Raw genomic sequence first — 24835 nt, 5'->3', positions numbered from 1 at the left:
CAATTTTAAACAGTACTACAATAGATATATTTGTTGTTCAGATTGACCGAACACTTACCCCTCATGCCTTCTCATACCTCATGCATCAAAACTGATACGTGACACCTGATAGCTGATAGCTGATAGCTGACAGCTCACAGCTCCTCATAGCACCTCACCTCAAACACAGCCGCAGGTGAATACTCTGACGGATGTTCAACACGAATGACTAACTTGTTTGTTGTTATCGCTTCATCAAGCACAATTTCATTTCTCGTTTGATAGTTGCCTTTTTTTTCAAACAACAAATTATCCCTGTCATCATAAATGGCATAATTACGCACACAGAAAGGCATTACATTTTCCGGATGAGACATTAACACCGATTCCATCGGATGATCAAAATCCGAATCGAAACTTAAGAGTATCTTTTTTAAGTGTTTTGGGCTTTCCCACGTAATGGTTAATGTGGGTGATTTATCCGAAAAGTCAGCCACCCATGCATTTGGCGCACTCACCGGGCGCGCAATACCATTGCGAATATTCCCGGCTTTAAACACATTCAATGGATGCTCAAATTTCAGTGCCAGGTTATGACCGGCAGGTCTGCGCTGCGGACACCAGAATTCAAAGCTATCCATACCAATCTCATCCGGAGCTTCCTGTTTGCCATAGTTGGAGACAGCGGGATTAACCGTATTAAATACACTCAATATGCCTGTAATGCGTTTTTCAGACCTTGACACGCTAACGGAGGGACATTTATGTATAGTAACAAAAACATATTGTGACGCACTCACTTCAATATCCGTTTTAAGCCGCAGGCAATTTTTACCAGGCTGAACCGGCAATTCAAATTTTGCCAGGCAAGTATCGGGTGTAAAACTATTAATACGTGATGAAGCCCTGATCTCAGCGTGCAATATTGCCTGCTCCGCAGCATAGGCATGAAAATATACTTCAGGAATTTGTCCTTTTTCAACAGGAATCATTTGCGCTACTGAAAGATCTAACGAAACTCTTTCAATATCTTCTTCCAGCTCTTTTAATTGCAGCTCGCTGCTAGCTATGATTGTAGCCTGCTGAACAAGATCCTTTTCATCAATCACATCAGCACCCGGAATGAACTGGCCAATGCGGGCGAGTGAGCGCTGTAATTCAATCATTTTCTCTTTTGGAAGTAAATCAGCAGGCTTGCAATTGTATTTTTTGCACAACACTGCAGCCATTGCTGACGCCTGTGCTACGTAAGCGCTGGTGGCCATAACGCGTGAAGAACCAAATGCAACATGCGACACACTAATGATGCGACCTGCAAGAAAAAGGTTTTTGATATTTTTTGAATACAGGCTGCGATAAGGGATCTGGTAAATGCCTTTGCTGTGCCACTGATTGCATCCGGGAGCACTGGAATAAACCCCGTCAGAAGGGTGGAGGTCGATGCTCCAGCCACCAAAAGCAACTGCGTCAGGGTGGGTCCGTTGCTCAACAATATCCTGCTGACGTAGAAGATAGTCGCCTATAAACCGCCGGCTTTCTCTTTTCCCGGGAATCATGCCCACCCATTCCAGCGTAAGGGTTTCAGCTTCGGGAAAATTGCCGGAGTTTTTAATATAATTCCAAACACCATAAACAATCTTCCAGAGCTCCCATTTTATCTTTTCCGTATCATGTACTGTATCCAGTCTGCCGCCATATTCAATCCACCAAAGTTTACAACCGAACTCCTGCGAATTAAAACTTTTGAAGCGGGGGATCTTTGTGATATCGTTCAATGCAAATGACGGAGGCACAAACTTAACCGGCACACCTGTATCCTTTGAATAGAAATACAAAGAGTGACCCAGCAATTCTCCATACTCCTCCGTTGGTGCAAACTGCTCTCCAAATTCATTTTTGCTCTCCGCTCCCATCCTGAATGCTGCGCCGGACAAGAATCCTACAACACCATCACCAGAAGCATCACAAAACAGTGGCGCATGTAACTCAAAAGAAGTCTGGCTCTGGCTGCAATAAGCTTTTACAAATTCAATGGTATCAGCATCTTTCTTCACCACATCATAAACGGATGTATTCAACAGTAATTCAATATTGGGTTCGCTCACCACTTTATCGAGCAAGATCATATCCATAATTATGGGATTACCTTCGGGATTGCAGTACATATTCTCTACCAATATTTCGTCAATCACACCGCCTTCTCGTGCCCAGCGATTATTATTGCCCATATGAGAAGTTGCACCCAGTACCCAAAGCCTCACCTCACTGCTTGAATTGCCACCCAACACACTTCTATCCTGCGCCAGTACAACTTTCAACCCCTGCCTGGCAGCAGTGATAGCGCAACAAACGCCCGACAAGCCTCCTCCCGTTATAACCAGGTCCGCATGTATTTTTACGACGGGAAAAGAGCGGCTATCCCTGCTTTCTGATTGTATCATTCTTGATGTTTTGACGTATTATAAAACCGATTCGTTTACAGATCTTATTTTCTGTCTTCCGTAATACCTTTCCAGTCATCTGTTCTGAAAGGAGACAGCGGAAAACCCTCTTTATTGTAAATATTTGCACCATTGCTTTCTACAGGGCTTCCTGTCCATGCATACCGCACAGCTAATGGATTTGATACTGACTTATTCCACACAACTATTTCATTATTGCGAATAACTGCATCAGCCCATACAAAGCGATGATCACTCCCAGCAATAGAAAAACCTTTTGCCATCGCACCTCTTGCAATCAACCCATTTCTAACGTTATTCACCTTTATGTAGATTGTATCATTCTGAATCCGGCAAGATTGATATAGCGGCGAGATCTGCAATGCAGTGTCACCATATGCCATCTTTTCAGCGGCTGCAGCGAGGCGCTTGCCTACAGTTTGTTTATCTGTCGGATGAACATCGTAAGGATTACCGGCATCCACAGTAACGGCCATACCCGTATTAGCCAACGACAAAGTCTTCTCCTGCGCTTCTCTCAATTCAGCCCATTCACTTTCAACAGGATCCCCGGTCAGTTTTCCAAAGCCAGCCAACTGTACATACAGGAAAGGAAGATCTCCCTGGTTGAATTGCTGCCTCCAATTATTGATCATCAACGGCAATAATTTCCTGTATTGAAATGCACGTCCGGCATTCGCTTCTCCCTGGTACCACGTAAAGCCCTTCAGCCCAAGGTCTTTAAAAGGAGCAATCATGGCATTATACAATGCAGCTAATTGATAAGACAAAGGCGGGGCCGTTACCTGGTGTGGATATTTATCAAGACTTAGACCGGTTGCATACCTCCACTCGCCGGCAAGCGGAATTACAATTGATCGATCTGAAGCAACCAGGGGTTCTATTCTGAGATCTGCAGCATTTTTACTTTGGAAGCCGCTGATCTTTTCAAAATTCTCTAAACGGATAGCTATATTGTTTTCTCCCTCATGAACAAAAGCTTTTGGTATGCGATAAGTCCTTCTGCCCGGAGCCCAGGAAGTTGAGCCGGCAACAATGCCATTGAACCATGTTATATCCCGTTCATTCAATGTTTCCAGATTAAGTATCAGATCCTTTCCTGCGAGCATCGGAGGAACATAAAAGGATCTCCGTAACCAAATGCTCCCTTTATAGCTTGTTAGTGTGTCTGTAAAAAGAGCAGGCAGACTGATCTTTCCCCAGTTTGATGGATTTAAACCTGCACCGTACCATTTTTCAACATAACCTCTATCCAACATCTGCAAAGCCGATTGATATTGTTTTAAGCTATCAGCGTATAACGCCTGCAGCGCTTGTACCGTTTTACCTTCAGCATTTTGCTTTGATACAACAGCAGCCTTTTCCTTAAAACCGGGCTGTGAGGCAATTGAATCAAACCCTGTCCAGGCCTCTATTGGTGTGCCTCCCCAGGAAGAGTGAATAATACCAATTGGCACTTTATACTTCTCATAAAGCCGCTTTGCAAAAAAGAAAGCCACCGCCGAGCACTCGTAAGCAGTTGCAGGAGTTGATATTTTCCACTCAGCCCTATCAATATCATCTTTTGGAACAGCGCTCACATTTTTTGGAACGGTGATGAAGCGAATTGCAGGATAACCGGCATGCTGCAATTCGTATGGCGCATTGAATGTTTTCAGCATGATCCATTCCATATTGCTTTGCCCTGAGCACAGCCAAACATCTCCGATCATTATGTTACGCAATGTATAAGAAGAATCTGCGTTAATGACCAAATCATAAGGACCACCGGCTGGCATTGCAGGGAATACAGCCTGCCATTTTCCGTCTTTACCTGTAACAACCTTACTATTCTTTCCTGCAAACGCTATTTGAAACACATAGTTTGCACGCGCTGTGCCCCAGATCACAATCGGCTTCTGCCGCTGCAATACCATATTACTGCTGAAGAAATGCGGCAATTGTACCGGTTGTGCATTAACATTATTAGAAATCGTCAATGTAAAAAGACAAAGCAAAAAGCAACAACCGGAAGATATCGTTTTGAATGAAACCATTGTTTTATAAGAACTTTATTTCAATAGTTTTTTAAGTATCACAAAGCCACCAGGCTTCACAAGTTCCACTTCAACTTCGCCGGCAGGCAAGTCGACATCAATCTGCTGACTCTCACCCGGGTGCAACGTATTTAAAGCAATTTCCCTGTCGTTATACCTGATGCGGTATCCTTTGATCGTATAGCTTGGAAAATCCTTCCTGGCAGTTACATTGATAACAGCCTTGCCGTTTTGCTTATTCAGCAGCTCAAGTGTAGCGGGTGCAAACTCTTCCTGCCATGCGATGTACATACCTCGTTTTTCCCTTTCCGGAGACACGAGGCCCCATGCCCTGTATCCATTGGCACCTGTGCCGGGGAAGCGGCTGAAATAATCATTGAAAGTCCACACTGATGCGCCCACTACATAATCACATTGCCTGAAATCTGCCATCGCTTTTTTCAAATGTTGCACGCGCTCTTCCTCGGTTTTACCTTCGTCTGCCCGAAGGCCAAACTCACTTATATACACCGGCTTGTTTGGGTACAATTCATGTATATGTTGTACATGTTTAAGATGATCAGTGTATATGTTGGCACTCACAAAATCTACATATTGGGAAGCTTCATCTTCAGGCTTCTTAATCCAGTCGCGGAATACAATCATACTCGCAAACGTGATCAAACGCGAATTATCAAGTGATTTTACAAAACTGCTCATATCGCGTACCCAAGCCTTGCCTTCTTCTGCCTGGGATTGAAATTCATTACCTACACTATAAGCCACAACACTTGGGTGGTTCCAGTCACGTTCAACCATTTCCTGCATTTGCGATTGAAACTTGCGACGCATCATGGTATCACTCATTTGTTTTGGCGTCATTTGCCAGTTGCCCGCTTCTTCAATTATCAGCAAGCCACTTCTATCTGCCCAATCCAACAAATATTCAGATACAGGATAATGATTGATACGGGAAAGCTCCATGGTGCCGCCTTTTATCAGGGCAAGATCTTTGTCAAGTACTTCCTGCGGATCCATTGAACCATAGCCAGGGTAATCGAGAGGCCTGTTACAACCACCCATTTTTATTGGTTCCCCATTTAATAAAAGTTTAGTGCCAGACACTTCAAATTTGCGGATGCCAAAATTCACATTCAAGGTATCGCCACCGGCTACAATATGGGCCGCATATAGATTAGGTTCGTCCTGGTTCCATAGTTTTACCTCATTCGCTGGCATGTGTGCAATTATTTCTACCTTATTCGCTCCGCTTGCTTCCACGCTAACTGTAGCAGGCTTAAATTTGATACTGCTCTGTTTACCATTATTAAACACAAAGGCATTCACCGTTACCTTCTGCGCAGTAGAAGCACTATTCTTAACCAATGCTGTAATACGAACGGAAGCATCTCCTTTTTTCAGATCTGGCTCAGCAACAACTTTTGCATTACTTACATACACGTCGGGACGGGTTATCAAATGCACCGCTCTCGTCAAACCTCCATAATTAATCCAGGGAAAAACCTGGGCCTGGTTATCGCCCGAATAATTCATAGCAGTTTTTGCGCCAGGTATCGTAGTTGTATCCCATGCATTGCTCACCTGCACGGACAATACATTTTCCGGTTTTAAATATTGCGTAATATCAAACTCAAATGGCGTATATCCACCTTCATGCTCGCCAATCAGGTTTCCATTCAACCATATTTTAGATTTATAAAACACGGCATCAAACTTCACAAATACATGGCCGTTATCAACAGGTGCAGCGGCAAATCTTTTAAAATACCAGGCAGTACCCGTGTAGAACATATAACGCGGATCAACAGAAAAACAGTGGGGAACCTTAACCTTGTCAAATTTATCTGACGGAAAAACATTCTCAAACCATTTTCGCTGTTCACCTACTTTCAGGGGATCCATAGCAAACGTCCATTGGCCATTTAGTTCACTACTTTTCCGTCCCTGCGTAAACGCAATCGCAGGCAAAAAACATAATACCAGAATCAATCTTAGTTTCATCTTACTTCTTGTTCGTTAAAAACACTTTATTAGCAATCTCCTTTCCTATATCGTTTAGTGCAGTTTGATTATAATGTATCTCATCTTTCATCCACTGCTTCTGCCTGAACGTATTTGTATCGCTGTAAACAATAAAAACATGTTTCATAGTTCCAGCCACTTCTTCCTGGCTTTTACGAACCTCATCAAAACCATTAACCGGATGATTGACATAGTGGCCAGTCTGTATAATGTAAAATGGAATCTTCTCTCCGAGCTCATTTCTGAATCTTTTAATCACACTTTCAAGTGCATTTTTATATTCAGTAATTGTAAGCTGTCCCGCGTTAATTGCATTGGCATCTCTTTCACCCTGGCTCCAGATAATGCCGGCAACAGGCATGTTGGTATTGTGTGCAGCAGCCTTTGCTTTTATGATGGCGCTGTCAAACAACGGAAGATGGCCTTGCGTATCCCAGGTGCCATAGTTATTCATTTCGGCTTTAATATGACACGAACTACCACCACGTGCTGCCTGAATAATAATTACTTTTTTTCCTGACAGTTGATGAAATGCCTTTGCAAAAGCCGGCCACGCACTGCCTGTATGTGCTTTCTCGAAATGTAATTCCGCAATACCTACCGGATCTTTTAGCTCCCTAAGTGCATTCGTTATAAAACTATATTCATAAGCGCTTCCGGCATCACATTGCGCAGACTGCAGGCTATCGCCCTGCCCTACCGCATTACTTTGACCAGCTACCAGGAACAATGCACCTGCCTGTCCCATTGCGCAATTACACATTACAATACAGATAAGATACACAACTACTTTCATCGATCGCTTATTTCCAGTCAGGATTTTGTTCAAGTTTTGGATTGGCATTTATTTCATCCAACGGAATTGGGAAATAACGGTTGCGTGACTGTGGATTTCTTACAGGGAACACATTGTTCACCGCCGCCGTTGTTACTTTAATAAACGTGTTTGTTCTTGTGAGGTCATACCACCTGTCGCCTTCACCAAAAAATTCCCAGCTCCGTTCCTGCAATACGGCATCAACAAATTGTTCTTTGCTGAGACCAGGTGTAAGGTCAGGCAAACCAGCCCTGTCCCGTACAACTTTTATATAACCATAAGCATTTGTAGTAGCACCATTTTGTCTTGCTTCGGCTTCAGCTGCAATCAAATACACATCCGCCAGGCGCAGGATCGGAATATTAACTGCATTGCTCGGTGCCACAGGATCCATGTATTTCTTCAACAGTACGCCCTGCGTTGTAATTGGTGTAATGTCTTTTTGTGCGACTGTCTGCCCCTGTTTATTGATATAGTTGGTATCAAGCAACTGTCTTCTTTTATCCGAAGGATCAAATGAATTGAAGAATGACTGGTATACAAACGCAGAACCAAAAGAAGTAGCTGAGAATTGCGGTCCATCACTATTACGCGGTCCGTACAGACTGATAATCTGTGTTCCAAAACCCGGAGAAGTACTTTCACATTCAAACGCCCACATATTTTCTAATCTTGCCACATCTTCTTTTGAAACGTCAAAAACATCTTTCACATTCTGCATCAAAGCATATTTATTGGCATTTAAAACATCTTTTGCTTTTTCAAGCGCCAGGGTCCAGTTCTCTGCATACAACGCCGCCTTTGCATACAATGCCTGGGCCACCTGTTTCGACGGACGTCCTTTTTGAATGCCTGGTGCATAGTCGGGCAATTTATTTACAGCCTGATCCAGGTCTGCAAAGATCTGCTTGAAAACATCTGCCTGCGGACTTTTACCAATAATGGCTGAATCAATACTGATGCTTGGTGAAGTTTTAATTACTATATCACGAAAATTCTTTGTGAGCATCCACATGTAAAATGCGCGCAGGTAAAAAGCTTCTCCCAAAATAACGTCGCGCCTCGCTTCATCCATATTTGTTGAAGGCACTTTATATAACACCCAATTGGCTTTCTCTATACCTGAGTAACAAGATTCCCAGATTTGCTGAGCAGATTCATTCTGCCTGCTAAAGCTTTTTTGCGTGGTATAGTTCTGGTCATAGCTAAATAACGTGTAAGTATCTCTTCCAACCACGGGTCTTGGATAGATCTGATCAGCACTAAAATCAGGCACACAGGTAGCAGCGGTAAAATACAAACCCGTTAACGGACCGTACGCGGCCGTTAGCGCAGCTTCCGCATCAGAGGCTGTTTTGTAAAAGCTCTCCGTAAAAATAGATGAGTAAGGCTTTTCATCCAGCTTGTTGCAAGATGCTGTTATCACCAGGGCCCAAACGCCGCCTAAAATATATTGTAAGTTTTTTATTGCTTTCATATTACTTCATTTAAAGAACCGCTTAATACTTTTTCTTTTTTCCTGAGTACTTAAAATCCAACCTGGACGCCAACAAGGAATGATCTTGCCATTGGGTATACCAGGTTATCAATGCCGATTAATGTATTTGATCCGCCGAAGGAGTTTACTTCAGGATCGTAGCCCGAATACTTTGTAATCGTAAACAGGTTATTACCGCTCACATAGATCCTTGCACTTGAAATACCTTTAATGGCTGGAAATTTATAACCGAGCGTAATATTCTTCATACGTATGTATGATCCATCTTCAACAAAGCGGTCTGATACAGGAATTCTTCCGCCCTGGAACCCGGATGCATATTCGTCGCTTGGATTGGTTGGCGACCATCTGTTTACCATACCTTCAACAACGTTCCTTCCACCAAGCGCATTCTCGAAAGTGTAACGGCTCAGGTTAAAGATATTGTTGCCCTGGACGCCTGAGAAGAAAAAGCTTAAATCAAAATTCTTGTAACTGAAATTGGATGAGAATCCAAAAATATAAGAAGGATTAGCATTACCTGTAATTCGTTGGTCATCGCTGGTGATCTGTTTATCATTGTTCAGATCTGCAACTTTAACACCACCGGTTCTGCTACCACTTCCAGGCAATACTGCTTCACCGGCCTGGTAAATTCCATTAAACACATACGTCTTAAAGACACCCAGCGGCTGGCCCACTCTTAACACACTGTAGGGATTCAATACAAATTCATTCACGCCGCCTTCAAGCCCCAATAACTCGTTTCTGTTAAAGGAAAGATTTGCATTAACGTTCCACTTAAACTTGCCGGTAAGTATTCTTGCATCAGCAGCTACTTCGAAACCTTTGTTCCGGATGCTTGCAAAGTTACCCGTCACAGAAGAATACCCTGAGGATAACGGCAGGTTCTTGACGAAGAGCAGATCTTTAGTTTCTTTATTGTAATAATCTACAACCAGGTTCAATCTGTTATTAAAGAACCCGATATCTAAACCAACATTTGCCTGCAATGATCTTTCCCAACGGAGATCTTTATTGGGAATGCCTGTTGGACTGATACCAACTGTATAAATATGGTTAAACTGGTAATTGCTTCCTGAACCTTCAAGCGCGAGTGATTGGTATGGAGCGATAGCGCCTGCGTTACCTGTCGATCCGTAGCTTCCGCGAAGTTTAAGATCGCTGAAGATCCTGTTGTTCTTCATGAATGGCTCTTCAATAATTCTCCATGCAGCTGCTACTGCAGGAAAGAAACCCCATTTATGATTCTCTCCAAATTTAGATGCACCATCATAACGCGCAGTAATATCTACAAAATATTTGTTTGCGTAGCCGTAGTTAATACGTCCCATGTAAGAGTTTAACACATCTTTACTACGATTGCTGCTTACCGTGCGGTTTATCGCAAGTTGTACAGCCTCATTCAGCGTTGCATCATTCGGAAAGCCGCCTGCGCTTATGCTATTGGCGTTGTACATATTTGCCTGTGTAGCATACACACCCGTAAACTTTAAAGAATGATCGCCAAAATTGCGGTTGTAAGTAAGAACACTTTCATGCAGCCATGCAGTTGTGTTCACATTTCCTTTTTGAGCTGAACCTGAGTTAACGCTTACTTCTGCCTTACCCAGTATATACAAAGGAGAATAATAATCGTTTAATGTACCGGAAATATCCGCATTGAAAGATCCGCGATAGCTCAAACCGTCAATTATTTTTGCTTCAACGTACACGTTCGCAAGTGTGCGCTTTATGGTGTTTCGATTTAATATTTCTGCCAGACCAATCGGATTGGCAACCTCTCGGTAACGACCGTTGAACTGATCTGCAAAAGGATAAATACTGCCATCCTCTTTATAAGGTACTAAAGTTGGGGGAGCACCTAACGTAGCACCCACTATGCCTTGTGTAACCACCGGACCGTCAATTGAGTTAATGCCGGTTGGGATGTTATTGTTGGTTGTATAGCTTGTAAGAATACTTGTTCCTACTTTGAAATGTTTACTGATGGTATGGTCGAGTGTAGCTCTTAATGAGTAGCGGTTAAAATTTGATTTAATGATGATCCCATCCTGGTTGAAATAGTTGCCGGATAATGAAAACACTGTTTTATCAGAACCGCCGCTTACTGCTGCCTGGTAATTTTGCATGTTTGCTTTACGGTAAGTATAGTCCTGCCAGTCGGTTCCTGCACCCAGTGATGAAGGATTATCGTAAACTGCGGTATTATATACGTCATTCTCCAATTGAGCGAACTGCGAAGCATTCATCATGTCCAGTTTTTTTGTAATATTCTGGACACCCTGATATGTCTCAAGCTGAACCCTGGTGGCTCCGTTCTTACCTCTTTTCGTACTGATAAGCACCACGCCGTTTGCGCCTCTTGCACCGTAGATGGCCGTAGCAGAGGCATCTTTCAACACTTCAACTGATTCAATATCGTTTGGATTGATAGTAGATAACGGACTTACATCTGTGACGCTTCCTCCGTTGGAGATCTGAATTCCGTCAACAATATATAACGGCTCGGAAGAACCATTGATTGAGTTTGTACCGCGGATACGCACGCTGATGTTGCCGCCGGGAGCAGCATTATTCTGTGTTATCTGCACACCCGCAACTCTTGCCGCAAGGCCCTGCGCCACATTTATCACAGGCGTTTGCGTTATATCTGCTGCTTTTACAGAAGCAATAGAACCTGTTGATGCAGCTTTACGTTGGGTTCCATAACCAACCACAACAACATCACTTAGCTGTTTTACATCCAGCTTCAACGCTATGGTGTAGTTGGTTTGATCTCTAATCGCAAGGTCTGCATTTTCATATCCCTGGAAGGAAATACTGACAGTTGTGCCGGGTTTAACATCTTTCAACGTAAATTCACCAGCGTTATTTGTTACTGTGCTTTTGGATGATCCTTTTATGGTAACCGACGCTCCTGCAAGGGGCTTATTGTTTTCATCCAGAACCTTGCCCGTTACCGCCGGAAGGTTTTGTGCATGAATGACTGTTGAAACCAGTAGCAACATCAGAAGGAATGTTGCGGCAAAACCATAAACGGTTTTGAGTGTGAGAGACAATTTCTTCATATGCAAGTTATCTTTAGTTAGTTTCAGAAAGCATGATCGTAAAACTGATTGCAATGATAGAGAAGTTTAAAAAACGAAAGCTATACACTGATAACGAAATCTACCGGGAACGATTTCGCAAACGATACCGATAGGCGGAGGAAGATGTTAGATGCCTGCCCGTACCGACGGCACGTTCGGGCGGGTACGATGTAGCGTGTTTGGTGAATGTAGGTGGATGGATGTTGGAAGGCACAGCAAGTACGAATTACGAAGTACGAAGTACGTTAGGTGAAACAGGCTGATGGTATACGATGTACGATGTTAGATGCCAGCCCGTACCGACGACACGTTCGGGCGGGTACGGTGTACGATGTAGAGTGTACTCATCAAGGAATGTAATGAAGTACGAATTACGAAGCCCGCCCGCGCCGAATGTGCGTTCGGACGGGTACGAAGTACGTTAGGTGAAACAGGCTGATGGTATGCGAGGTACGATGTCAGATGTCAGATGTTAGATGTACGATGTCAGATGCCAGCCCGTACCGACGGCACGTTCGGGCGGGTACGGTGTACGAGGTAGAATGTACTCATCAAGGAATGTAATGAAGTACGAATTACGAAGCCCGCCCGCGCCGAATGTGCGTTCGGACGGGTACGAAGTACGTTAGGTGAAACAGGCGGCGGGTATGCAAGGTGAAGTTAGATTTATGGTGTACGATGCAGAGTGTACTCATCAAAGAATGCAAAAAAGTACGAAGTACGAGGTACGAAGTATGTTAGGTGAAACAGGCGCGGCCATGTAAGATGTTAGATGTACGGTGTACGATGTACGCGTCACGAAATGCCTTTAAGTATGAAATATGTTAGGTGCGACATGCGGCGGTTAAGCAGGATGTTAGAGGTGCGATGTAAAAGAGATCTGGAAAATGACATTAAGATGTTAAGTTGTCAATAAATTGCTATGTTGTGAAGGCAGATGCTTATACCCAATGAAAAAAAATAAATGATTTAAAGAGATGATCCGTTGTGTTAAATGTAACCAGGTACATGCTATAACGAGGGCAGGTATTTTAAGAGGCAAGCAACGCTATTATTGTAAAGATTGCAAAACGTATTTCACTTTGCCGGATGCAGATAAAAAAGTTGTTGCGGAAACAGGCAAAAAGCATATGGCGACAATTGTTGACATTGCTAAGGCTTTGAATATTTCAAAATCAACGGTATCCAGGGCACTGCGGGAACACAGCGATATAAATCCGCAAACAAGGGAAGCTGTATTGAAGAAAGCAAGACAACTGGATTACCAGCCCAACCAACTTGCACAAAGTCTTGTAAAAAGCAAGAGCAATACGATTGGTATTATTGTACCGGAATTTCTTACCTATTTTTTTCCAACGATTATAATGGGCGCGCAGGAAGTCGCGGCAAAGGCTGGTTATAATGTTATTATTTGTCAATCACAAGAAACGTTCAAAACAGAAGTTGCAAATGCGCAGGTTTTACTTTCCAACCGCGTGGAAGGCGTTTTAATTTCAATGACCAAAGACACCAAAAACTTTGAGCACTTCAGAACATTTGAACGCCATGGAATTCCAGTTGTGTTTTTTAACAGGGTATGTGAAGAAATGAATACGCCGCGTGTGCTTGTAGATGATTACAATGGTGCCTTTATGGCCGTTGAACACCTGATAAAGAACGGCTATAAAAACATTGCACATATTGGAGGTCCATCCATCCTTCGCATTAGCCACAACAGGTTAAATGGCTATAAGGATGCACTAAAAAAACACAAACTGAAAATAAAAGATGAACTGATAACACATTGCGACCTTTCTAAAGATGCGGCACATGCCTGTGCTGAAAAGTTATTGAACCTGAAGAACAGACCTGATGCTGTTTTCTGTGTGAATGATCCGGCGGCTATTCAATTAATGCTTGTCGCGAAAAACATGGGTATTAAAATTCCGGAGAAGCTTGGTGTGGTGGGATTCAGCAATGACCCTATCTCTGCCGTGATCGATCCCGCGCTAACAACGGTGGAACAGCCGGTGGCTGATATAGGAAGGACAGCCATGCGCCTTCTTCTCGATAATATAAAAAAAGGAATTGACGGTTTTAAGCCGGTTACAAAATCGCTAAAAACAAATTTAATAGAGAGACAGTCATCTGTAAGAAAAAAATAAGCTTAAATAGTTCATTTAATTGAAAATTGAAAGTTGATAATTGAAAATGAAACAAAACGTAGGTTCCTGTGATCACTGTAACGTGGTTCGCTAAAAAATAAGGACAATTACACAGAGGAATACAGGAGAAAACTCAGAGTTGCACAGAGAAATATCATCGAAATGATATACCTCTCCTCCATTTTCAATTATCAATTTTCAACTGTCAATTACCTAAATCCCATACTTTCAAAGATTCCACCGTAACCTTTCCATCTTTTGCGAAGGCTGAAAATTGTGTTGCATTTTTATCAGGAAATATGAGCGTTGTAATCACCTTTTCTCCCTTGTTTGCAAACACTTCCAGTGAAGATTTATCCAACAACACTTCTAATTTCAACGTATCCCCCATTGGATTAACCGTGGTTGTATACACGGGCTCAGTAACACTGCCATTGAAACTGTGACTTATACTCAACTCGCTTGTCTTAGTATTATAGTTAACTATTGTCTCGTCAACAACCTTTCCGTTGTTATCTTTTTGTTGTGCGAGCTTAAATCCAAAATCGGTGGCTGAGCCAATTGCAAAATCGGCCTCAATCCAATTTACATTTGCATTAAACGTGCTTTCTGTATTCAGCACCATTTCCTTATTATCAATGACAAGATTTTTCTTTGCCATTGTTTTGGCTGCTGGCAATTTTTCTACCACAGTTTTTACAACTGCTGAGGGTGGTTGAAATAAACGCACACCGTTTTTTGTTGTCTTCAACATCAAATCGCGCGGAATCGACATCTGGCCACGCCATGGATATGTTTCTGTTTTTGTCGGAACGAGCCAACCGATCATAATCTTTTTATCATCCGGAAGGTTGTTCCAGGGTATGGCAGCATAATAGATACTTCCGTCATCCACAAACATTTTATTATCGGCGGCATAGTTGTTTGTAAAGTTTCTTCCATCAAAATCACCAATAAAATATTGCATTCCGGTCTGTGCATCCTGGTTGCCGGAAGATACCATCAGCAACCATTTTGTGTTAGCAGTATTCCCATCAACGGGCAGCGGCGTTAAAGAAGGACATTCCCATATTCTTCGTGTATCTCCCTCTTCTCCAAATTCGCCCTGCAACATCCAGTCTTTCAGGTTCGATGAATTGTAAAATCGCACTTTATGTTCGTGCGGCAACGCGACCGTCATTAGCCATTTATTTTCTTTTGCAAGCCATATTACATTTGGATCGCGAAAATCTCTTTTTTGCAAATCGATCACAGGATTCCTTTCATAATTGGTGTATGTCATTCCCCTATCATTACTATAAGCAATGAATTGCGACTCCTTCTTCAAATTAGGTTGATCAGCAGTATACACGGCAACAATGCAACCTCCGTTATTGCAAAAACCGCTTGTATTGTTTTTATCCCAAACAGCACAACCGGAAAATATCCAGGTTGTATCCTTATCTATTTTCTCCGGAATGGCTATTGGATGATGCGTCCAATGAATAAGGTCCTGGCTGGTAGCATGCCCCCAGCTCATATGCCCCCATTTGTTTTCAAAAGGATTTTGTTGATTATACAAATGGTATATGCCGTTTAAGTATATCAGGCCATTGGGATCATTTGTCCAATTTTTTTCGGGTGTAAAATGATATACCGGCCGCCATTGAGGAGTTTCCTGCGGGTCGCTTTGTGCCAATAGTGTTGAAGCTAAAAGGCAGAGTATTATGCTTGATAATAGCTTATTCATATGATGGTATATTGGTTAATAGAATTAAATAATATTTTAAGTTCGTTCAGCAAACAGGAGGCTCCACTGGAGCTATGAATTTTCTTAACTAAATGACGTTGTGCTTTAACTTACGAAAATGAGCATTTCTGATTATGGCTTTAGCTACACATTCCAGTTTTTTGGGCTAAAGCCAGGAAAAACGAATGACTACTATCCGTCAGCTGAAGCAGACGGCAACGAATTGAAATCAGCCACAGGGCAGTAGGCATTTACATTAAGTAAACAGCACTACAAGTCAGCGAAAATCTTATTTCTTTAAAGGCCGAAGAAAAATCAACGAATCATTATTTCTCGCAACAACCAGTAATTTCTCATTTCCGTACTTCAACCATTTAGCATCGCGCACTTCACCGCTGATGGCCGGGAAAACCGATATTACATCATACTGCTGATGCACTTTGTCATAAGAAAAAACTGCAGGCAACATAGCATCATACCGCCCTTCATATGGTAACACACCGTAAAAATTACCAGCTGTAAACCATGCGCTACTATCAACGCGGGCGAAAGCAAAAAGCGGTGCCAGTTGCAATTCTTCCGGAAGATCTGTCTTCCTGAAATTGCCTTTACCATCATTAAGAAAGCAGGCCGAGCCAAGCGTTTCGGCGGTTAATTCTTTTGCATCATCCATCATATCACCCAACATAAACTGCGCAGACTTGCCAGCCACTTCCCCATATAATAAATGTCTTTTCTTGAGCACAGGCATATCCAGTTCCAACTGATCTTTTGCCAGGAACGGATATTCCCGCCCTGCTATATTGTAAGTCATAACCTGATCTACAGAACCATTCTGATCAAAATCTTTTACATACAGTTTTAACGGTCCTGCCTTTCCGGCGTATAGTTTTGAATTATGCCCCCAGTTACCTGCAAGTATATCCGTAAATCCGTCACTATTTATATCCGTGGCAAACACCGACTGCCACAAGCCGGTGGATTGAGGAATATCCGCTGCTTTGAAAACGCCCTTGTTGTTGATAAATATTTTCATTGGCATCCATTCCCCACTAACTATCAAATCGGGCCATCCATCATTGTTTATGTCTGTAAATGTTGCGCAGGTCACTATCCCGATATCTTTTAAAGCCAGCATCGATTCATCTGCCTTCTTAAAAGTTCCGGGAGCCTTAACATCATTCATTAGCAAATAAGACGACTGCGCGTATCCATATTTCTTTGCATCGGCCAGCCCTCCTATAAAAACATCCGGTTTTCCATCCTTATTTACATCTGCAACAGCAATACACGATTTATTGGAAAGTATAGGAGGCAGTGCATTCACAGCTTCTGTAAAACCGCCATGCAAATCATTGTAGTAGAGATGATCGGCCAGGTTAGCATTGCCATCTTCATATTCATTACCACCTGTCACAACATACAGATCGGGAAAGCCATCATTGTTGGCATCAAAAAAAACGGCATCAACATCTTCGCTGGCTTTGTTTTTAGCAAAAAGCGCTGAATCTGTATTGATAAATTTTCCATCCTTCGCCTGGATCATCAAACAACCGGGCTGTCCTTTTGCCCCGCACACAAAAAAATCATCCAGGCCATCCTTGTTAACATCGGCTACAGCCAGCTTTGGCCCTCTGGTAGACTGCATGTGCGGGATTAGATATTGCGTATTAAAATCAGTAAAATTATCTTCAATATGCTTCCAGTTAACATTTACCGGCTTTGTTATATCTTCAAATGACTGTAGCGATCCAGGAAAAAAAGTGTGGTAGCTAAATTGCTGCGTAGCGTCACTTTGCTTCACTGACAATTGTCTGTTCACCCCAACATCTTTAAGTATTTGATACTTTTGATCGGGCCACACAATCAATAAGCTATCTATTTTAGAAGCGCTGTCAAGACCAAAATGAAGCTTTGGCTCAGAGGATGACATGAAGCCCCTTGTGAGCATCAGTTGCTGATACTGCATTTTTCCATTTGCAAAAACATAAGCCTTAGCACCAATGCCCGAAGTATTCATGCCACCGCCTTTAAATACTATTGACAAATAACTTTCAGGAATAGAATTATTCTTTAGAATAACGGCTGGCGCATTTATGCAATTAATTACAAGATCTTCTCTCCCATCGTTATTTAAATCCGCATAAGCTGCTCCGTTAAAATAACCGCTCATGTTACCAGTTCCCCAATTTTCACTTACATCATTAAACTTGTAGTTACCGTCGCCTTTGTACAAATATGGATGAGATGCACCGTCGGGCATTTTCTGAATAAGCTCTGCATACTTTTCATTGCTGTTGACATCACGCGGATTTGTGTTGGACATAAACATGATAAAATCCAGATCAAGGGGCCGCTTTACAATACCACTCGAAATAAACAGATCCTTCTTCCCATCATTGTCAAAATCCGCGAACAAAGCACTCCAACTCCAATCTGTCGCTGAAACGCCATTTATTAGTCCAACGTCGCTGAAGCTTACACCATCTCCGTTATTTCTTTGAAGGCAATTTTTTGAATACTGATTTTGATAACCATTGTGCGTGATCTTTTGGTTGTAGATATCCAAATGTTCACCGTTTCCATAAGTCTTTAGAACTTTTTCATCAGATGGAAGCATATCGGCTGTGAAAATATCTATTTGTCCGTCGTTATTGTAATCAGCCGCATCATTACCCATACTGTATCTACTGTAATGCCTGAAGTGTTTTGCCCCACTTTCGGAAAAAGTCCCGTCTCCGTTGTTGACATAGTAATAATCGTTTTCATGAAAGTCGTTACCAACGTAAATATCATCCCAGCCATCATTATTAAAGTCGGCAACGGCAATACCAAGTCCGTAACCCAAATTACTTTGATAAATCCCAGCCTGTGCTGAAACATCCGTAAATTTTCTTTTTCCATTTACCAGATCGTTCCGGTATAACCTGTCACCTGCAATAGCATCAACCTTTCGCCGGCTACTTGTATCAACGATATTCTGATTTGGATGTTCCGACTGATTGAGCAAATAACAATCCAGATCTCCATCATGATCATAATCAAAAAAAACAGCCTGGGTTGATGTGCCTGAAAAATCAAGCCCATATTCTGTTGCTGCTTCTGTAAAGCCACCTTTTCCGTTATTGACAAATAATTGATTGCGACCTTTGAAGCCATGTATTGTAGCGACTGCACAAACATAAATATCCAGAAAACCGTCACCATTCACATCAGCCATGGTAACACCGGTGCACCAATCTGCAGTGCCTGCAACTCCTGCTTTTTCTGTAATATCTTCAAAAACAAAATCGCCTTTATTCAGGTATAGCTTGTTGTTGCCTTTGCTGTTCGCAGTAAAATAGATATCCGGCAAACCATCATTATTTATATCTCCAACAGCTACACCCCCTCCGTTATAGTAGTAGATGTAATTGAGGATACCGAAAAAACTTTTATCCTGAAGGTTGTTGGCAAATTCAATATTTGTTTTGGATGAGGATAAACTTGTAAACAGTTTGTCTGAACTATGGCAGGAAGCAAGCAGGATTGACATTAGCAGGATATAAATATTTAGTTTCCGGACAGGCATACTTAAAACTTTAAATATTCAGCATATCAATAATCAAACGTCTAAAAATTTACAAAAAAATTTGATGCCAGGAGGAACTTTTTCTTGAAACATAGTATTTTTTTCAGCTTAAAGCCCAAAGCTCAAAGCATAAAGCATAAAGCTGACCGGAGCGAAATTTTTTGAACCATATAGGTAAGGAGGTGGCGGCGCCAACGTTTCTTTGTAAACAACTGATAAAGCTTAAAGCCTAAAGCCTAAAACTGACCGAAGCGAAGTTTTTTAAACCATATAAGGCATATAAGAGCACATAAGAATTTTGCCTGCGATAATAATTGCACTTAAATGACTTTACATTTACTTAGCCAGACCGGACTTTCACCATTGACTATTGACTATTCACCAGTTGTATAGAAGGCATATAAGAACATGCAAGCTGTTTCACTAAACTTATATCCCTTATATGCCTTATATGGTTTAATTATTCCTAGTATCCCTTATTTTGTTTATACAGGCCGTTTGTGAATGTTATTTGTTCCTGTGGTATTGGGAAATACTCATGCATGTTCTTTGTAAAATGCGCACTGCTTAAAAATGAGTGTCTTGTTTTTTCAATCGCAAAGAATGCATTGAGCGTTTCCGCGGCAATTCCCCAGCGCACGAGATCAAAGAACCTTGGGCTTTCCATCGCAAACTCCATTCTCCGTTCCCACTGCAAGGCCTTAAATGCAGTAGCCTTATCCCACGCAGGAATATTTACACCAGGCTTATATACATCAATTTTATAGTTGGAGGGGAAAGTTCCATCACTCTTCTTCACCAGGTTTGTGCTTTGCGCAGCTCTTGCCCTTACCAGATTTATCTCTGCCAATGCAGTATTCAGATTACCGCCGGCTGATTGAATCTGCGCTTCTGCATTCATCAACAACACGTCGTCATAACGTATCACATCCATGTTCACAGATGTGCCATAGAATGGGCCAAGCTTTTTGAAACACGGGCAGGAAGCCAGTTGTAATTCCTTCATTGTACCGAATCCACCATATACACCAGCCAATCGTTCCCAACTATGATCATATGGTATTGCGGCGTTGTATTTGAATGGATGCCCCTGAATGCCGATTGTATGGTCCACTCTCGGATCCATCCGAACGCCATTGGTCGTTAGATCAGCATCAGTCAAAGCAACATCGTTAAAATGATCGAACATGGGAAGTCCATTTGCATCTGTCCTGAATGCGTTCACCAGGTTCTGCGACGGCACATGAAATGCACAACATCCATACTGGGGCGCACCGGCAAAATAGTTGAGGCTTGTCGACATACTTAATCGTCCACCGATAGCCGTTCCATCGTTAATGGAATACTGAATTGCGAAAACTGATTCGGGACTATTATCATGACCATCTAAAAAATTAAAAGCAAAATCACTATTCAGTGAATAGATGCCCGAGCTAATAACATCATTGGTTAATGTTATTACCTGTTGCATTTTTGCCTGATCTATGCCTGTCACATTGTAGTTGTCATCCTGTGTGTAAGCCTGGTACAGCCTGACTTTAGCCAGGTATGCTTTTGCTGATAGCTGGTTTGCACGTCCCGGCTCGCCTGGCTGCGTCAAAGGCAGATCGTTAATGGCGGTCTGAAAGTCAGCAGCAATATGTTCCCAAAGCGAATCGTTTGACATGTTGTTGGAGACCTTCAGGATCTGGTCATTAGAAAACGTTTCATCAAACCATGGAATATTCCTGAACATCACTTTCAACAAGAAAAACATATGTCCTCGCAGAAAATGCATTTCTCCAATGCGCACTGTTCTTTTTGGAAACGCTGCATCGGTAAGATTATTCAATGCTCTCAATGCATTGTTCATTCTGCTGATGGCAGCATAAGCTCTGATCCATGTACCGGGAAAACCAAAATCACCGGCACCATTGTTAGATGCATTCACTAAATAAAACTGTTCGTATTTATCCATTTGCTGCTGATCACTGATATCACCGCCACCTTTATAAGCATCATCAGAGCGAATACTACTGTATTCCCACATGCTTGTAACAGGCGCATCCCACCAGTCATTGGCTATTCCGGCATAGGCTGCCGTAGCCAATCCATCTGCAGCAGTTGGCGTGGTTAAATCTGATGCAGACAATGCTCCCTGCGGTTTGTAATCCAAAAATTTCTTACAACTCATCGAAAAGAGCAACATCGCAACCAGAAAAATTTTTATGCTATTATATTTCATAACTGATTTTTTTGAATTAAAAGTTTGCGTTCAATCCAAATGTAAATGAGGTTGGCACCGGCCATGTATCGAAGGTTGTGGCCCTTTCAGGATCCTTTGATGTAAAGTCTTTAGACTTGATGGCAAACAGGTTCTGACCTGCTATGTATATCCTCAGGGACTCCATCTTTATACTATTGGCGATACCTCTGGAGAAATTATATCCTAGCGTAACATTGCGAAGTTTAAAATAAGATGAGTTCACATAATAGAAATCGGAAGTTCTGTCTTCACCATTGTGGTTTAAAACACTTAATGCAGGAATGCTTGAGCCTGTGTTTTGCGGATTCCATGCACTTAAGGTGCCCGGTCCAAAATTGTTCCTCACGTTAGCAAACGAATTAAAAAACTTGGTAGGGTCAAAGCTGGTCTTACCTGCCACACCTGATCCGAATACAGACAGATCAAAACTCTTATAGCTGAGATCTAACCGCAGACCAAACTCAACCTTGGGCAATGTTGTGCCCAACCATGTCTGGTCATTGGCGTCTATCTTTCCGTCAGGTCCGGTTAAGTTGCCGTTGGCATCAACTCCTGCAAGATCTTCATATCGTATTCGTCCGGCTCCTTTAAGCGCACCATCCAGCACTCCGGGTTGTGTGGGTGCATCCTGCGCCTCCTTTGAAGTCTGGAAGAGACCTGCTGTCTTGTAGCCAAAAATGGAGAAACGTGAATGTCCTACGATTGAGTGATTTGCATCACCAGGATACGCAGGTCGTACATTATCCGGAATACTGGTAACCTTATCAGCCCAATGGCTTGCATTACCTGTTATAGTATAACTAAAACCACCGGAAGTTCTGTGATTATAGCTGAGCACTGCTTCCCATCCTTTATTGCTCACGTTGGCGCCATTTACATATTGTTGTTGCCCTTCACCGAGTGCAGCGGCTACAGGTGGCTGAATCAATATATCACTGGTCTTTCTGCTGAAATAATCGAATGAACCGGTAATTGTTTCATTAAGGAAACCAAAGTCCACACCCACATTTGTTTCAGTTGTCGATTCCCATTTCAGGTTAGGGTTACCCCTTTGCACCTGCACAAATCCTGAAGGAAGAGATCCGGTGTTTACACCAAACAAATCATAAGCGCTACCTGTATTCAACCATTGCGGAAAAGCCGGGCTGGCTGTACCATAGTTGGCTTGCAGTATGGTGAATGATGAAAGATTACCAATTTCCTGGTTACCCACCGTACCTATACCTGCACGTAGTTTAAGATTTGACACGAGCTTTTTAGCATTAAAGAAATCTTCATTATTAATTCTCCAACCCAATGTAAATGCAGGAAATACACCATAAGGATTATTGGTTCCAAAACGGGAAGATCCATCGCGCCTGATGGTAAATGAAGCAAGATATTTATCCTCGTACCCATAGAACACTTTTCCAAATTGAGAAAGCAATCTATAACCTGTTGCAGAACCATTATTTGTTTGTGCACCCACGCCTGCGCTTAGCTGCAGATAACTTTGTTCCTGCAATGCAAAGTTGGTTGTGTTTGCACCATAAGTTGAATAGTCATCTTTTATGGCTTCGGTTCCCACCAACAAATTCAACCTGCTTTTTCCAAACTCCAGATTATAGTTAAGTGTGTTGGTCCAGGTGAAACTAAATTCCTTTGTTTCCTGGATACCATAACTATTAAAAGATCTTACCGGGCCCTCATCACCTATCAGCGCGGCGTTTTTAGCCAATATATCTGAGTACTCAAAACCAAAGCTGGTGTGAAAAACAAGATGTTTTATAATTTCAAGATCAAGATAAACGTTACCTAATGTTATCAACTGATTTCTATCGTTAAACCTGTTCAGATATTGCATATCGACAGGATTGTTCCTATCAGAATAACCCGCACCTCTCGGGCCACCATAAGTACCATCTGTTTTATACAAAGGAATTGTTGGCGCTAACGTGAGAGCCAGCCCGGGTGTAGCTGCGCCGCCAACATCTGTTGTTGAATTCACTTGTGACGTTCTCGATACCTGGAAGTTTTCCCCGATCTTCAATCTATCATTGAACGCCGACGTATGCGCATTAATCCTCGCGTTATACCGTCGGTATTTCGTGAATTCGATAAGCCCGTCGTTGTTGTAAAAACCCACATCCATCAGGAAGCCACTCCGCGCATTGCCTGAAGATATTGCCAGATCTGTAGATACCACGTTTGCTGGTTTAAACAGCGCATCCTGCCAGTTGGTGCTTGCTACAGGCATAAGACTATCTGTCGCAGAATAAGGTCCCACAAAGGGATCGTAGTTAGGTTGATTGTTATTTGTTGCACCAACAAATGGTGCTATCAACACTTTGCTCAACACAGGATTTGTATAGTCTCCATTCCACTCGTAACGGTATATCTGGTTTACTAATCCATTGGGATCCGTGCTGTCGTTAACCGCAGCACGCCATAGTGCCGCTCCTCTGTCGTAGGAGCTCAGTACTTTTTCCTGCCACGGTTTTTCAGATTGCCTTGTGTAACTGGTGTTTAATGTAATGTGCATCTTATCGCCGGTACCGTTAGCCTTTGTTGTTACGATAATTACACCATTGGATGCTCTTGAACCGTAGATAGATGAAGCCGATGCATCTTTTAAGACCTGTATGGAAGAAATGGCATTGGTATTTAAATTGGCAAAATCCTCGTAACGTGTAGTAGGCACGCCATCTATAATATACAACGGATTGGTATTGCCGAGCGTGTTTACGCCACGCACAAGAATGGTCGGCGGATTACCATTGCCCCCTGTGGGTGATCCGTCTGTTTGAACATACAGACCAGGCACTTGTCCCTGCAGGGCTAGCATAGGACTTGTTGTAGGTGAATTTTTTACTGTATTGAGGTTTACAACTGACACAGCACCTGTTAGGTCCACCTTTCTTTCGGCCTTATAACCTGTAACTACAACCTGTACAAGATCGGCATTTATGTCTTCAAGCTGCACAGATAAAGGAGATGAACCGGATACTTTTACGGACTGCGCTTTCATGCCTACATAAGTGAACATGAGCTCGTCACCTTCATTGGCCAGAATAGAAAACCTGCCACTGCTATCAGTAAAGGCATGGGCCACTTTTGATTGAATGGCCACGCCCGACAACGGTGTATTGGCCGTTTTACTGGTCACCACACCTGTTACTTTTTTTTGCTGTGCAAAGCTTGCTGCAACAAGGAATGTTATAAAAATTGTCAGGAATATTCTCATAATTTTTTGGTTTAATC

12 protein-coding genes are annotated in these 24835 nt (G+C 42.4%); 2 read left to right on the top strand and 10 right to left on the bottom strand.

The window, feature by feature from the left end; all coding sequences use genetic code 11:
• Nucleotides 1–134: 134 nt before the first annotated feature.
• The 6 genes from QTN47_RS17530 to QTN47_RS17505 are packed head-to-tail and all read right to left on the bottom strand — an operon-like array spanning nucleotide 135 to nucleotide 11885.
• Nucleotides 135–2420, bottom strand: a complete 2286-nt coding sequence (locus QTN47_RS17530; RefSeq protein ID WP_369330707.1) for an FAD-dependent oxidoreductase — start codon at nucleotides 2418–2420, stop codon at nucleotides 135–137.
• A 44-nt stretch (nucleotides 2421–2464) separates the two neighbouring features.
• Nucleotides 2465–4477, bottom strand: coding sequence for a sialate O-acetylesterase (locus QTN47_RS17525; protein ID WP_369330706.1), 2013 nt, complete (start codon nucleotides 4475–4477; stop codon nucleotides 2465–2467).
• A gap of 15 nt (nucleotides 4478–4492) precedes the next feature.
• The gene (locus QTN47_RS17520; RefSeq protein WP_369330705.1) at nucleotides 4493–6478 is read right to left on the bottom strand and encodes a glycoside hydrolase family 2 protein; all 1986 of its coding nucleotides are present in this window, start codon (nucleotides 6476–6478) and stop codon (nucleotides 4493–4495) included.
• Nucleotide 6479: 1 nt separating this feature from the next.
• Nucleotides 6480–7295 (bottom strand): sialate O-acetylesterase, encoded by an 816-nt coding sequence (locus QTN47_RS17515; RefSeq protein ID WP_369330704.1) that lies wholly within the window; start codon nucleotides 7293–7295, stop codon nucleotides 6480–6482.
• A 7-nt stretch (nucleotides 7296–7302) separates the two neighbouring features.
• Nucleotides 7303–8793: a RagB/SusD family nutrient uptake outer membrane protein gene (locus tag QTN47_RS17510; protein WP_369330703.1), complete on the bottom strand. Its 1491-nt coding sequence runs from the start codon at nucleotides 8791–8793 to the stop codon at nucleotides 7303–7305.
• A 50-nt stretch (nucleotides 8794–8843) separates the two neighbouring features.
• The gene (locus tag QTN47_RS17505) at nucleotides 8844–11885 is read right to left on the bottom strand and encodes a SusC/RagA family TonB-linked outer membrane protein (protein WP_369330702.1); all 3042 of its coding nucleotides are present in this window, start codon (nucleotides 11883–11885) and stop codon (nucleotides 8844–8846) included.
• Between the two features lie 998 nt (nucleotides 11886–12883).
• Between QTN47_RS17505 and QTN47_RS17500 the strand changes: the two genes are divergently transcribed.
• Nucleotides 12884–14050 carry a LacI family DNA-binding transcriptional regulator gene (locus QTN47_RS17500; RefSeq protein ID WP_369330701.1) on the top strand — a complete coding sequence of 389 codons (1167 nt, stop codon included), beginning with the start codon at nucleotides 12884–12886 and terminating at the stop codon, nucleotides 14048–14050.
• A 205-nt stretch (nucleotides 14051–14255) separates the two neighbouring features.
• Here QTN47_RS17500 and QTN47_RS17495 read toward each other — a convergent pair whose 3' ends face one another.
• Nucleotides 14256–15779 (bottom strand): glycoside hydrolase family 32 protein, encoded by a 1524-nt coding sequence (locus QTN47_RS17495; RefSeq protein WP_369330700.1) that lies wholly within the window; start codon nucleotides 15777–15779, stop codon nucleotides 14256–14258.
• Nucleotides 15780–15897: 118 nt separating this feature from the next.
• On the opposite strand from QTN47_RS17495, the gene QTN47_RS17490 reads away from it, so the two are divergent.
• Nucleotides 15898–16026, top strand: a complete 129-nt coding sequence (locus tag QTN47_RS17490) for a hypothetical protein (RefSeq protein ID WP_369330699.1) — start codon at nucleotides 15898–15900, stop codon at nucleotides 16024–16026.
• Nucleotides 16027–16068: 42 nt separating this feature from the next.
• Here QTN47_RS17490 and QTN47_RS17485 read toward each other — a convergent pair whose 3' ends face one another.
• From QTN47_RS17485 to QTN47_RS17475, 3 genes are all read right to left on the bottom strand, one after another.
• Nucleotides 16069–19314 (bottom strand): VCBS repeat-containing protein, encoded by a 3246-nt coding sequence (locus tag QTN47_RS17485; RefSeq protein ID WP_369330698.1) that lies wholly within the window; start codon nucleotides 19312–19314, stop codon nucleotides 16069–16071.
• 502 nt (nucleotides 19315–19816) lie between these two features.
• Nucleotides 19817–21574, bottom strand: a complete 1758-nt coding sequence (locus tag QTN47_RS17480; protein ID WP_369330697.1) for a RagB/SusD family nutrient uptake outer membrane protein — start codon at nucleotides 21572–21574, stop codon at nucleotides 19817–19819.
• A 16-nt stretch (nucleotides 21575–21590) separates the two neighbouring features.
• A complete protein-coding gene (locus tag QTN47_RS17475; RefSeq protein ID WP_369330696.1) occupies nucleotides 21591–24818 on the bottom strand; it encodes a SusC/RagA family TonB-linked outer membrane protein in 3228 nt (1075 codons plus the stop codon).
• Nucleotides 24819–24835 lie beyond the last annotated feature (17 nt).

It is taken from the genome of Danxiaibacter flavus (genome assembly GCF_041060425.1).
GTDB classification, from domain to species: domain Bacteria; phylum Bacteroidota; class Bacteroidia; order Chitinophagales; family Chitinophagaceae; genus Danxiaibacter; species Danxiaibacter flavus.
Note: the sequence above shows the minus strand (reverse complement) of the source record. Positions and strands in the feature narration are given on the sequence as shown.

Excerpts from the sequence above, each read along its gene's own strand:
- QTN47_RS17500 (WP_369330701.1), top strand. The coding sequence starts at position 12,884 with ATGATCCGTTGTGTTAAATGTAACCAGGTACATGCTATAACGAGGGCA.
- QTN47_RS17530 (WP_369330707.1), bottom strand. The coding sequence starts at position 2,420 with ATGATACAATCAGAAAGCAGGGATAGCCGCTCTTTTCCCGTCGTAAAA.
- QTN47_RS17490 (WP_369330699.1), top strand. The coding sequence starts at position 15,898 with ATGAGCATTTCTGATTATGGCTTTAGCTACACATTCCAGTTTTTTGGG.
- QTN47_RS17515 (WP_369330704.1), bottom strand. The coding sequence starts at position 7,295 with ATGAAAGTAGTTGTGTATCTTATCTGTATTGTAATGTGTAATTGCGCA.
- QTN47_RS17485 (WP_369330698.1), bottom strand. The coding sequence starts at position 19,314 with ATGTCAATCCTGCTTGCTTCCTGCCATAGTTCAGACAAACTGTTTACA.
- QTN47_RS17520 (WP_369330705.1), bottom strand. The coding sequence starts at position 6,478 with ATGAAACTAAGATTGATTCTGGTATTATGTTTTTTGCCTGCGATTGCG.
- QTN47_RS17525 (WP_369330706.1), bottom strand. The coding sequence starts at position 4,477 with ATGGTTTCATTCAAAACGATATCTTCCGGTTGTTGCTTTTTGCTTTGT.
- QTN47_RS17505 (WP_369330702.1), bottom strand. The coding sequence starts at position 11,885 with ATGAAGAAATTGTCTCTCACACTCAAAACCGTTTATGGTTTTGCCGCA.
- QTN47_RS17475 (WP_369330696.1), bottom strand. The coding sequence starts at position 24,818 with ATGAGAATATTCCTGACAATTTTTATAACATTCCTTGTTGCAGCAAGC.
- QTN47_RS17495 (WP_369330700.1), bottom strand. The coding sequence starts at position 15,779 with ATGAATAAGCTATTATCAAGCATAATACTCTGCCTTTTAGCTTCAACA.
- QTN47_RS17480 (WP_369330697.1), bottom strand. The coding sequence starts at position 21,574 with ATGAAATATAATAGCATAAAAATTTTTCTGGTTGCGATGTTGCTCTTT.
- QTN47_RS17510 (WP_369330703.1), bottom strand. The coding sequence starts at position 8,793 with ATGAAAGCAATAAAAAACTTACAATATATTTTAGGCGGCGTTTGGGCC.